The sequence below is a fragment of the Paenibacillus sp. P22 genome, assembly GCF_000469945.2.
Taxonomy (GTDB): Bacteria; Bacillota; Bacilli; order Paenibacillales; family Paenibacillaceae; genus Paenibacillus_O; species Paenibacillus_O humicus.
Genome location: NZ_CBRA020000025.1, coordinates 25,168 through 35,739, shown reverse-complemented (window position 1 = coordinate 35,739; position 10,572 = coordinate 25,168). Strand labels below are relative to the sequence as shown.

Sequence of the window (10,572 nt, the reverse complement as noted above, 5' to 3'; positions counted from 1 at the left end):
CCGAGTTGGCGGAGTTGATCCGCATCGAGCGTTGTGCAGCCGAGGACGGCGTTTAGGGATACGCCAGTGATGCGGGAGAATGCGCGCGATTGTGCAATGAAGCGGACGGGGCGATCGGTGGCGGAGATTACGGAAACGAGTGTGACATTTTGCGGATAACGGACGTAGCGGATTTGCACGGCAATTCCTCCTATATGATCGTTTAACGTTCACTTTGTAAGAAGAATTTACCATATGACCGCTAAACGGTCAATAGAACATTGAGAATAAATTTCGTATAATTGGCATAAAGGAGGGGCGACGCATTGAACTGGACACAGGAACCGGCAGAACTGCGCTGCAACCTCGGCGAAATATTGAAGGCCAGGGGAATTAGCGCGCTCAAGTTATCTAAAGACGTTGACCACCGGCGCTCTACTATAAATGACCTCATTAACAGCCGCGACCTGAATTCGAAACGTATACCAGCTCAGCTCATCGCGCGGATTTGCGTTTACCTGGATGTAACTCCGAACGATCTATTCACAGTGATACATAGCGAGTAATTCCAGACCTCGGCAGCGGGGTCTTTTTATTTTGAGTCATACTGTCCGGAGGCAATACGGTCGGCGCTCTCGCTGCTAAACGATTTGGAAAGGCGTTCACTCTGGCGGCAGGCGCTGCAATCGCGTATGAGCTGCTAATGGCGATGATTGCGCTGATATCGTAATGCGCCCCGCGAGCGCATGGTTTACGCCTATGTAAACGCCTTGATTTAGGCGCGCTAGGTATCGGCGAGGGTTAAGACAGCGGGGATGTTTATATGCGCTGAAATGACGCTCATTTTATGCCGCGAAAGCCGGAGAATGACGGGGGCGGCCAGCTCGCAAGCTAAACGGATCGTCGGCGGATAGTTGATCGCAGCTTCTAAACTCGGCGGCCGCGGGGTCCCGATATGCGTTAGCCTGGCGCTTTAATGCCGCCCACCCTTCCGCGCTATCTTCCGAATGTCGCCGACGTCGGGGATTTCGAAGCCGGCCGCCTCTATTCCGTTCAATACTCCGTTATCCCCTCGCATCGCGTACGAATGAAACGAATGGCCAGCGCCGCGCTGCGATCAGTTCCAGGCTTGACCACTTCCCTTCCGAAATTCTGAAAGAACCTTATGTTACCGAGGAGGCCCCATCATGTTAGAGATTGGGATTGGGCTAGTCGTTGGTTCATGTTGGTCTTTGTTTAAACATCTCTCCTTCCCTTCTTCTTTTTCTTTAAGTAACTCCTTCCTCGCTGCATGCAAATCGTTGAATCTGGTGCAGACGTATGGCGACGAATTCGCTCTCCCCTCCGTCAATAAGACGATCGCGTATCCGTGGGGCCAGCGGCTTCTCGTCGGTCTTCCGGTCGGTCTCAGCAGCGCGAAGGTTATCGACCAGCACCGTGCTCTCGCGGAGGCTATGCGGGTACCTGCGGAAGACGTGGAGATGCGCTACGCTAACGACGGCTTAATCATCGACATATTCACGCGACCGATGCCGGAGACAGTCCCGTTTGAGTCCGTAAACAAAGGCGGCGGCTATAACGTGCCGATCGGAGTAAATAAGCGCGGCGAGATCCGCTATTACGACTTCGGCGGCCCCTATCCGCATCTGCTCATTGGCGGAATCAGCGGCGGCGGCAAGTCCGTTCTTCTACGCGCGATATTGTCGTCACTGGCGACCGGGGCTAATCCTTACATGTATCTATGCGACCTTAAAGGCGGCGTCGAGCTCGGCATCTTCCGTGAGTTGGAATGCGTACGCGGATTCGCTACGTCGCTGACGGAGGTACGCAGCGCGGCTCAGGCGGTCGAGAACGAGATGCAGCGGCGTTATGCGGAAATGGCGGAGGCCGGCGCGCAGTCATGGACCGGCAACAAGACGCTGCTTGTCGTTGACGAGCTAGCGGACTTCAAGGCGCGTTCTGGCGATCCTGACGCGAAGCTGAAGGGCGAGATAAAGGCGATTCTGACGCGCCTATCAGCGAAGGGACGCGCGGCCGGCGTATTACTCGTACTGGCGACGCAGCGACCGTCAGCGGACGTTGTAGACGGCTTGATTAAGACGAATATCGCGGCATCGGTCGGATTCCGGACGCGAGACGGTACGCAGAGCCGGATTATCCTCGATCATGACGGAGCCGCCGATCTTCCGGACATTCCCGGCCGCCTGATATTCCAGACCTCGCGAGATGAAACGTTGCAGGCGCCGTACCTGAGCGCAGCCGACGCACGCCAGCTTATCGCAGTACTGCCGAAGAAATCACGCATCATTAACGAGGAGGCCGCGCCCCATGCTGACGCAAAGCCGGACACAAGCGAAGCTGACCCGCTGGACGGAAATTCTATCGAGTTGTGACCGCTTCGGATTTCTGACCACGTCGCAGATTCAGCGGCTCCATGATCTCGGCGGCGCCCGTAATACGACGCGTATTCTGAACGACATGCGCGAGTACCTAGCGAGTTATCGCGACGGGGAAACGGTATGGTATCTGAACGCTGCCGGTCGGAAGGAAATCGGTAGCTCAACGACGCGCAAACGCACGCTTCATACGGGCCACGCCGTAATGAGAAACGAAGTCTATATCGCATATCGGCCGGAATCCTGGCGCGAAGAGTACGCGGTGAAGTGGGACGACAAGCAAATCGTAGCCGACGCGCTATTTCGTAATGTGGCGGGCGCGTATACGTTCCTTGAGGTCGATCGGACACAACCGATGCAAGCGAATGCGAAGAAGATCGCGCAGTATCGGGAGCTTCACGATAGCGGGCGGTGGCAGCAGAAGAATGGCGCGTTTCCAACGATTCTTTACGTGACGATTTCGGAATATCGTAAACGGAGGCTGGCGGAGATGCTCGGCGGGATGAAGGCGGAAGTGATGACGATCGAGGAGCTTCGGTAAAGGAAAATACTGCTATATGTCGAAATAATACGATGTAAATTTATTGGGGGGAGTGGTCATAAGTGGAAGGCAACACTGGGGAAAGTCTAGCGTTAGAAAATGCGCAGCACAGACAAAGCAAGGGCATATCATTTAAGGACGTACTTCTAATCGCGGTAACTGTTCTCGCTTCGATAGCTTTAGCAGCTATAGTATGGATGTACTCTAGCATTGGATCGTTGCGAGACGATAACGCGAAATTATCGTCCGATGTCTCTGCAATGAGTTCAAAGATTGAATCTCTTCAATCATCCGCATCCCTTACGTCGGGTATGCAAACTGATATCGAAAATCTGCGTAAATTGGCGGTTTTAACGATGGTTCAACACTATGTTGAAGGCGGCGCGGTAACGGATGATTTCGTGGTTAATAAACTCGTTCTGATACCGGACGCTAATAGCGACAAATTAGCCGTTACAATCGATTTGGATACGCAACCGGATATGATTGCCCATTACACAGGAAAAGGCGCGTTCGATCTTCCGGACAGAGAATTACGTGCAAAAAGTCAGGCAATTATCAATCAAGTTAAAGAAATGTATGTTTCCAATACGACCGGTACAGTCGCGCCATCATGGGACAATGCTACGGTATCACTAACCATCAAAAACTATCCGATCGGCGACGACTCTTCCGGAGAGTTTAAACTAGTTGGAGAGAAATAAAATAAAGCGGTCTATAGGAGGATAAAATGAAAATTCATCTCGGCCAACAAATTGCCCTTGAAGCTGTTCGAGACTTCCGTCATGTATATAAAGAGTTTGAGTTTAACTTTATACCACGAATCGGTGAAAATGTGTCTGATACTGCGTTCAAGGACCCTTATTCTTATCCCGTCGCTGATGTAAATTACAATTTTGATGAAAATGTTGTGTACGTAACGTTGAATATGATCGTGATTCCGTCAAGTGATAAAAAACTATTAAAAAGTTATATCGATATGTATAAGCTTCATAATTGGAAATGTGACTATGACGTTGATATTGACTAATAGGGAGGAATTCAAAATTTAGTCTAGATGTCTTTAACCTTATTACGAAAGAAGTAATAAGATATGATTTTAGCCCTGTAGAGATGTAAATATCTCTAGCAGGGCCTTTTTTATACCCGTTTTCTTACAAAATTTCCGGCCGGCGAATGCTTATCATGAGAACGACGCATGTCTTCTGTATCCATCTGGATATAACGCCTCATCGTACGAATATCAGCCCATCCGCCCATCTTCTGAATCGTAAATGGATCAGCTCCATTCGTTACCATCCCCTTCGCCCAGGTATGACGCCAGACGTGCGCGGTCATCTTTTTATCCGCTATTCCTGCCTTTTCCGCGTAATACTTGAGACGTTTATTGAAGTGGTTTGGCCCGATCGGATCTCCATATACAGAGAGGAATAGGCGGTCGGTCGTAAAATGACGCTTGTTTTCTTCGTGGAGCTGCAAAAGTAGCTTTGCCGTGTAACCTGAGATAGGAACTAAACGCGGCTTTCTGTTCTTGTTAACTTCGCCACTCAGTGCGATAAATCGGGTTTTAATATCGATGTCTTGCATACGGAGACCGAGTAACTCCGAAATGCGAATGCCGGCGTCTAACATCAGCATTATCGCGCAATAATCCCGAAATCCTACGAAATCACGCTGGTTCGGTTGCGCGAGAATAGCCTTAACCTCGTCATCCGTAAAGCAGTTCGTCAAGTCGACGTCCTGGCGCAATTGCTTAATCTTCGTCATCGGATTTTCAACAATCAATTCGTCGCGCTCAAGTTGGTTAAATATCGCCTTCAGCGTGCGTAGTCGAATATTAACCGTTGTGTCCGAAAGCCCCACCCGCTGGCTCTCCGCGTCGATATACTTATGACCGCTGTAACGCTGCCTGTCGTGCTTCATGTATGCGATATGGTCGCGAACTAGCGGCGTGGTTATATCGCTTACGTTGCGCGCCTCCGGGTAGTTTTCGCGCAGCCAGTCGATGAAGTACCCGTAATGCTTCGCGTAATCCTTTAACGTCCGATCGCGCAGTCCTTCCGCCCTTTTTGCGCTGATAACGAGCTCAATCGCTTGCTCAAACGTAAGCTCCGGATATGTCTTAGCGCTCACCTGGTTAAAAGGAACGCGCCTCATACGCTTGTTTAACGCCATAAAAAACGACCTCCAATAACGGTTTAGTCGCGGACTAAATACGTTACCGAGGTCGTGATCCACAATCCTCCGAAGCCATTTTCGGGGTTGTTAACGTTCAAAAAACGGGATTGTTAACGCGCATTTTTCCGATAGCAATCCGCAATCCCCCGAACGCGCGTACGCATGAGCCTGCGCTAAAGGCTTCGCACAGATCAACGGGAGAAAAACCGCGCCGTTACTACGATCAGCACTCGTCCGGCTTCGGCTTGCCGGCGTCGCTCGCCGTGCGGAAGCTTGATCCGCAGCCGCAGGTAACGGTGGCGTTGGGGTTGTGGATCGTGAAGCCGCCGCCCATGGCGCCTTCCTTCCAGTCGATCTCGAGGCCGCGCAGGTACTTGGCGCTGTCGTTGTCGACGACGACCTTCACTCCGTTGACGTCGAGCTCCTGGTCGTCGCTCTTCTGCTCGTCGTCGAAGCCCATGCCGTAGGAGAAGCCGCTGCAGCCGCCTTCCTTGACGCCGACGCGCAGGAACAGGTTCGCTGCTTCTTCGGCGGCGAGCATTTCTTTTATTTTATCCGAGGCCGTTTCACTGATCTCGATCATATCGTTTCATCCTCCTGTCAAAGCTGGCGATTGCTTTAAGTATACTCCTATTGCATCCGGGTCTCAAGCAAGCTGGAGCGGAAACAAGCGAGCGTCCGGCGCGCGGGCAATCAAGACGGGCATGAGCCTGAACGGAACAGCTGTCCACGGGCGCTTTACCTCATTACCGCGTCCGCCCAAGGCGGACAACCTGTCTCCATAACTCCCTTGAAATCCCTGATCTTTTGCCGTTTTCCTGTTGAAGCTTAACAACTCAAGGTTTATAATGAATACGATTTGTTTGCATACGACGCACGAATAAGTACTTTTTTTCACAAAGCAGGACGCTTGACCTGCAGCTTCCCGCAACAGCGGGCCGGACCCGCCGAGGTGACGCACGGGCCGCAGGAACCGGAACGGACAAGGAGGTCCCATTCATGAATATCATTACTCCGACGGAAGCCTCCGTCATGCAAGGCATCCGCGAGAAAGTAGCCGCCGGCGAGCGGCTGACGCTTGAAGACGGCGTCTTTATGTACCGCTCCGACGATCTGCTCAGCATCGGACAGATGGCCAACGAGGTCAACCTGCGCAAGAACGGCAAGAAGGTTTATTTCATCGATACGATGACGCTTTATTTCACCAACGTCTGCGAAGCCCACTGCGCCTTCTGCAGCTTCCGCAAGGATGAGGGGGACGAAGGCGCTTATACGCTGACGCCGGAAGAGATGATCCAATACGTCGATCAGCATATTACGCCAACCGTGCGGGAGTTCCATATCGTCGGCGGCCATAATGCCCATGTTCCCTTCCAATATTATGTGGATTCGCTCAAGGCGCTGAAGGAAAAATATCCGCATGTGACGCTCAAGACGTACACGGCGGCCGAGATCGATTTCTTCTCCCGCATCAGCGGCCTCAGCTACGAGGGCGTGCTGAGAGAGCTGCGCGACGCCGGCCTCGAATCCCTGACAGGGGGCGGCGCTGAAATCCTGTCGGACCAGTACCGCAAGAAGATGAGGGTCGAGAAAGCGGACGTGAGCCAGTATCTGGACGTCCACCGGACCGCGCATAACCTCGGCATCAAGACGCATACGACGATGCTGTACGGAGCCGTGGAAACCCACGAGCAGCGCATCCAGCATATGATGTCGATCCGCGAGCTGCAGGACGAGACGAACGGCTTCCTCGTGTTCATCCCTCTCTCCATGCAGCCGGCCAGCCCCAAGGCGGGCATCCGCCGCCGCAATTCGGCCTTCGAGGACCTCAAGACGATCGCGATCAGCCGCCTGATGCTGGACAACTTCAATCACATCAAGGCCTACTTCATCAATATCGGCCCTCAGCTGACCCAGGTATCGCTGGCGATGGGCGCATCCGATGTGCACGGAACGCTGGTCCGCGAGCGCATCAGCCACGCGGCTGGCGCCCTCACTCCGGAAGGTCTGTCACGAGAAGATCTGATCTGGTTAATAAAGGGTGCGGGACGCATTCCGGTTGAACGCGACACCTTCTACAATGAAGTCAAGGTATTTGAGTAAGAAGAACGGCTGGCGAGCATATTAGGTTCACCATCAGCTGAATTGTGAAACAAGGGTTGGGATATCATGAAACGTTTTGTCATTTTGGGCGGCGGCTACGGCGGCATGGCTCTGGCTCAGGAACTGCTTGACGGGGACATTCCGTCCGATACGATCATCGTCCTGATCGACCGCATGCCTTTCCAAGGCCTCAAGACCGAATATTATGCGCTGGCTGCCGGCACTTCGCCGGAGATCGAGCTGCGCGTCGCGTTCCCTAACGACCCCCGTCTGCTGATCACCTACGGCGAAGTGACGGGTATCGATCTGGAGAACAAGCACATCCTATTGGAAGGCCAGGATCCCGTGTCGTACGATTGGCTGTCGATCGGGCTTGGCTGCACGGACAACTACCACGGCATTCCCGGCGCGGAGAAATACTCCAGCAGCATCCAATCGTTCTCCGCGACTCGAAGGACGTACCGGCGAATCGGAGACGTCAAGCCTTACGGCCAAGTATCCATCATCGGCGGAGGCCTCAGCGGCGTCGAGATCGCCGCTGAGCTGCGCGAGAGCAGAGGCGATCTCAACATCCGCATCATCGACCGCGGACCGAGCATCCTCTCGGCGTTCCCGACGAAGCTGAAGACGTACGTGTCGTCCTGGTTCCTGGAGCATCATGTGGAAATGAGGGGCAACGTCTCCCTCAAGCTGCTGGAGGGCGGCATTCTGCATGACGGCAACTCTCCGGAGCCGATCTATACCGATGCGACGATCTGGACGGCCGGCATCCAGCCGGTCGATGTCGTCCAGGATCTCAATGTGCCCAAAGACAATCAGGGCCGGCTCGTCGTGAACGAGCTGCATCAGCTCCCGGACCATCCGGAAGTGTTCGTCATCGGCGACTGCGCCTCGGTGCCGTTCTCTCCCAGCGGACAGCTCGCGGGAGCGATGGGCAAGCAAGTGGCCGACGTCATGCAGGCCGTATGGAAAGGCCGCACGCCCAAGCTTGGACAGATCAAGCTCAAGGGCACGCTCGGTTCGCTCGGCAAAAAAGCCGGCTTCGGCCTCATGGGCAAGACGGCCATTATGGGCCGTGTGCCGCGAGTACTCAAAACCGGCGTGCTGTGGCGCTCCAAAAACCATTTCGGCTAAGCTTCTATAAATCGTCGATCAGCTTGTCCAGCGCGGCGCGCTCGGCGGCGCTGACGGCGATTTTTTCGCGGATGGCGGCTTCAAGCTCCTCGACGCTTTCGGCGCTGACGATCTCTCCGTCGACCATGGCGAACGGGAACAGGTAACATTCGCCGCAGTTGCCGAGACAGCCGTATTCGATCACTTCAACATCGGGATCGAGCTCGTACTGCTCCATCAGCCGGTCGGTTCCGTGATGCATGTTGCTGGAACAGAATTCAATGATCGGTTTCAACATGATGTCATTCACCTCTTTGCCGTCCATTTTCAATTGAATGGCTTTGTATTATAATAGATAAGAAAGGAGTTGATTGCAATGAGCGAAAACGCACAAAGCACGATGTATGATGAGGTACTGGACGTTCTTGACAAGCTCCGTCCCTTCCTGCAGCGCGACGGCGGCGACGTTGAACTCGTCGACGTGGAAGACGGCATCGTCAAGCTTCGCCTGATGGGCGCTTGCGGCAGCTGCCCCAGCTCCACCATCACGCTGAAGGCCGGCATCGAGCGCGCCCTGCTTGAAGAAGTCGAAGGCGTGCAAGAGGTTATGCAAGTCTTCTAATTGCCCGCGCATCCATCATCATCGCGATATACAGACGAGCGGCCGGATACCTCCTTGGGAGGCATCCGGCCGCTCGTGCTTTTGTCTCAGGGCTGGACCGGCTTGATGCTCGTGCGGATCGGATCGAAGCCGCCCGTCACATCGATGATGTTGCCGGTCAGGAAGTCCGATTGCGGCAGGCAGAGGAACGAAATGACCCTCGCCACGTCCTCTCCGGTGCCGGGCCGGCCGAGCGGCGAATCCGGATCTCTCATTCCGTCAACGTCCGCAATGGACTTCTCCTTGAAGTCGCCCCGGATATCGCCGGGACAGACCATGTTGACCGTTATGCCATGCTCGCCTTCCTCGACGGCAAGCGTCTTGGTGAAGGAGACGAGGCCGGTCTTCGCAGCCGCATAGACGGCGCGATGCGGCCAAGCCCTGCCTTCCATCGCATGGCCGAACCCGAAATGGATGATGCGTCCCCAGCCGCTCCTGCGCATGCCCGGCAGCAACTTGCGGTCAAGCAGCATCGCGCCGAGCAGATTGCCGTGAAGGAGGGAAATGATCTCCTCGTCGTTGTAATCGGCGAATACTCTCCGCTCCCGGATGAACGGACCGGCATTGTTCACCAGAATATCGACGCTTCCGCTCAGCTTCAGCGCCTCCTCGGCCAGCTTGCCCGTGTCGCCGGGATCGGCGATGTCCGCTTCGACCGCAGTCGCGCGCACTCCGTACTGCTGCGCCAAGCGCCGAGCAAGCTCATCCGCCTCCGCCCCGCTGGAGCGGTAGTTCAGGACGATATCGCATCCCAGCCGGGCCAGCTCGGCGGCCGCCCGTTTGCCCAGCCCTTTGGCGCTGCCCGTTATGAGCGCCGTTTTTCCTTGCAGCTCCACGCTCTTCCTCCTTGCCTCGACTCACTTGCTGACGGCAGGCTTCAATAGAGACAAAGCATAATCGAACACGAGATGGACGGTTCCCGCCGCCATGTCCAGGCATTGGGCCAGGTCCTCCATCTGGCTGTTGATATCCTCCAGCTTCACTTCGTCTCCGAAGTTCAGATGCAGCTGCATCAGATCGTCCTGCAGCTCGGAGTTCATGCTGTGAATCTCCACATTCCGCCTTTTCCGCAACCGGACGATCGGCTCGTCATACTGGTTCTTGATATCCGTGAGCGGCCCTGCAAGTCCTGGATGAAGCTTTTTGTCCCGCATCCGATGCAGCACCGTGAAGTAGGAGAACTGCCTTTTGAATTGTTCCGTTTCCAGCGACAGCATGTCATTGAGCAGCGTGCCCAGCTTGTCCAGCATTGCGAACAGCCGGATGAAGGCATTTTTGTCGAAATAGACGTAGCGCCTGTAATTCAGCCGTTCATCCGGGCCCATGTCCTCAACGCTGTAGCTCTTGACCATCGCGCAGAAGCGCGATGCTGCGTAGCAGCTCTGCTCCAGCTCATCGAGGGATGCGATCAGGCCGATCGTCCAAATCTCATATGTCCGCGCCTTATGATTGCGGTCCTTGCCTTCCTCCACGAGCTTGTGGAGAAGGGAGGCATAATCGGTCATCGCCTGGACCGCTTCGGCCATCCTGCCCTCAGGCTTGGCCGGCGCTTCCCCGAACAACATTCTCAGCATGGACCTTCCTCCTCCGGATTTTCTAAG

13 protein-coding genes are annotated in these 10,572 nt (G+C 54.6%); 8 read left to right on the top strand and 5 right to left on the bottom strand.

Annotated features, from left to right (window positions below; translation table 11 throughout):
- Nucleotides 1-305 precede the first annotated feature (305 nt).
- From BN871_RS05895 to BN871_RS05875, 5 genes are all read left to right on the top strand, one after another.
- Nucleotides 306-545, top strand: a complete 240-nt coding sequence (locus BN871_RS05895; RefSeq protein WP_021882545.1) for a helix-turn-helix transcriptional regulator — start codon at nucleotides 306-308, stop codon at nucleotides 543-545.
- A gap of 621 nt (nucleotides 546-1,166) precedes the next feature.
- Entirely contained in the window at nucleotides 1,167-2,372 is a 1,206-nt protein-coding gene (locus BN871_RS05890; protein WP_083436271.1) for an FtsK/SpoIIIE domain-containing protein, read from the top strand.
- Entirely contained in the window at nucleotides 2,308-2,916 is a 609-nt protein-coding gene (locus BN871_RS05885) for a replication-relaxation family protein (protein WP_048744987.1), read from the top strand. Before BN871_RS05890 ends, BN871_RS05885 begins: the two co-directional genes overlap by 65 nt.
- A 62-nt stretch (nucleotides 2,917-2,978) precedes the next feature.
- Nucleotides 2,979-3,620: a hypothetical protein gene (locus tag BN871_RS05880; protein WP_021882067.1), complete on the top strand. Its 642-nt coding sequence runs from the start codon at nucleotides 2,979-2,981 to the stop codon at nucleotides 3,618-3,620.
- A 26-nt stretch (nucleotides 3,621-3,646) separates the two neighbouring features.
- Entirely contained in the window at nucleotides 3,647-3,946 is a 300-nt protein-coding gene (locus tag BN871_RS05875) for a hypothetical protein (protein ID WP_021882068.1), read from the top strand.
- A 110-nt stretch (nucleotides 3,947-4,056) separates the two neighbouring features.
- Here BN871_RS05875 and BN871_RS05870 read toward each other — a convergent pair whose 3' ends face one another.
- A complete protein-coding gene (locus tag BN871_RS05870; protein WP_048744986.1) occupies nucleotides 4,057-5,091 on the bottom strand; it encodes a tyrosine-type recombinase/integrase in 1,035 nt (344 codons plus the stop codon).
- A 226-nt stretch (nucleotides 5,092-5,317) separates the two neighbouring features.
- Complete coding sequence (gene erpA, locus BN871_RS05865) at nucleotides 5,318-5,677, bottom strand: iron-sulfur cluster insertion protein ErpA (protein WP_021882070.1); 360 nt, start codon at nucleotides 5,675-5,677, stop codon at nucleotides 5,318-5,320.
- Nucleotides 5,678-6,093: 416 nt separating this feature from the next.
- Between erpA and mqnE the strand changes: the two genes are divergently transcribed.
- On the top strand, nucleotides 6,094-7,197 hold the full coding sequence (mqnE, locus tag BN871_RS05855; RefSeq protein WP_048744984.1) for an aminofutalosine synthase MqnE: 1,104 nt from the start codon (nucleotides 6,094-6,096) through the stop codon (nucleotides 7,195-7,197).
- A gap of 66 nt (nucleotides 7,198-7,263) precedes the next feature.
- Nucleotides 7,264-8,331, top strand: coding sequence for an NAD(P)/FAD-dependent oxidoreductase (locus tag BN871_RS05850; protein WP_048744983.1), 1,068 nt, complete (start codon nucleotides 7,264-7,266; stop codon nucleotides 8,329-8,331).
- 4 nt (nucleotides 8,332-8,335) lie between these two features.
- On the opposite strand, the gene BN871_RS05845 is transcribed toward BN871_RS05850, so the two are convergent.
- Nucleotides 8,336-8,605: a YuzB family protein gene (locus BN871_RS05845; RefSeq protein ID WP_048744992.1), complete on the bottom strand. Its 270-nt coding sequence runs from the start codon at nucleotides 8,603-8,605 to the stop codon at nucleotides 8,336-8,338.
- An 81-nt stretch (nucleotides 8,606-8,686) separates the two neighbouring features.
- Here BN871_RS05845 and BN871_RS05840 point away from each other — a divergent pair, with 81 nt between their 5' ends.
- Nucleotides 8,687-8,932: a NifU family protein gene (locus BN871_RS05840; RefSeq protein WP_048744982.1), complete on the top strand. Its 246-nt coding sequence runs from the start codon at nucleotides 8,687-8,689 to the stop codon at nucleotides 8,930-8,932.
- Between the two features lie 86 nt (nucleotides 8,933-9,018).
- Here the strand turns inward: BN871_RS05840 and BN871_RS05835 are convergent, their stop codons facing one another.
- On the bottom strand, nucleotides 9,019-9,807 hold the full coding sequence (locus tag BN871_RS05835) for an SDR family oxidoreductase (protein WP_021880648.1): 789 nt from the start codon (nucleotides 9,805-9,807) through the stop codon (nucleotides 9,019-9,021).
- 21 nt (nucleotides 9,808-9,828) lie between these two features.
- Complete coding sequence (locus BN871_RS05830) at nucleotides 9,829-10,545, bottom strand: Cthe_2314 family HEPN domain-containing protein (RefSeq protein WP_048744981.1); 717 nt, start codon at nucleotides 10,543-10,545, stop codon at nucleotides 9,829-9,831.
- Between the last annotated feature and the right edge of the window lie 27 nt (nucleotides 10,546-10,572).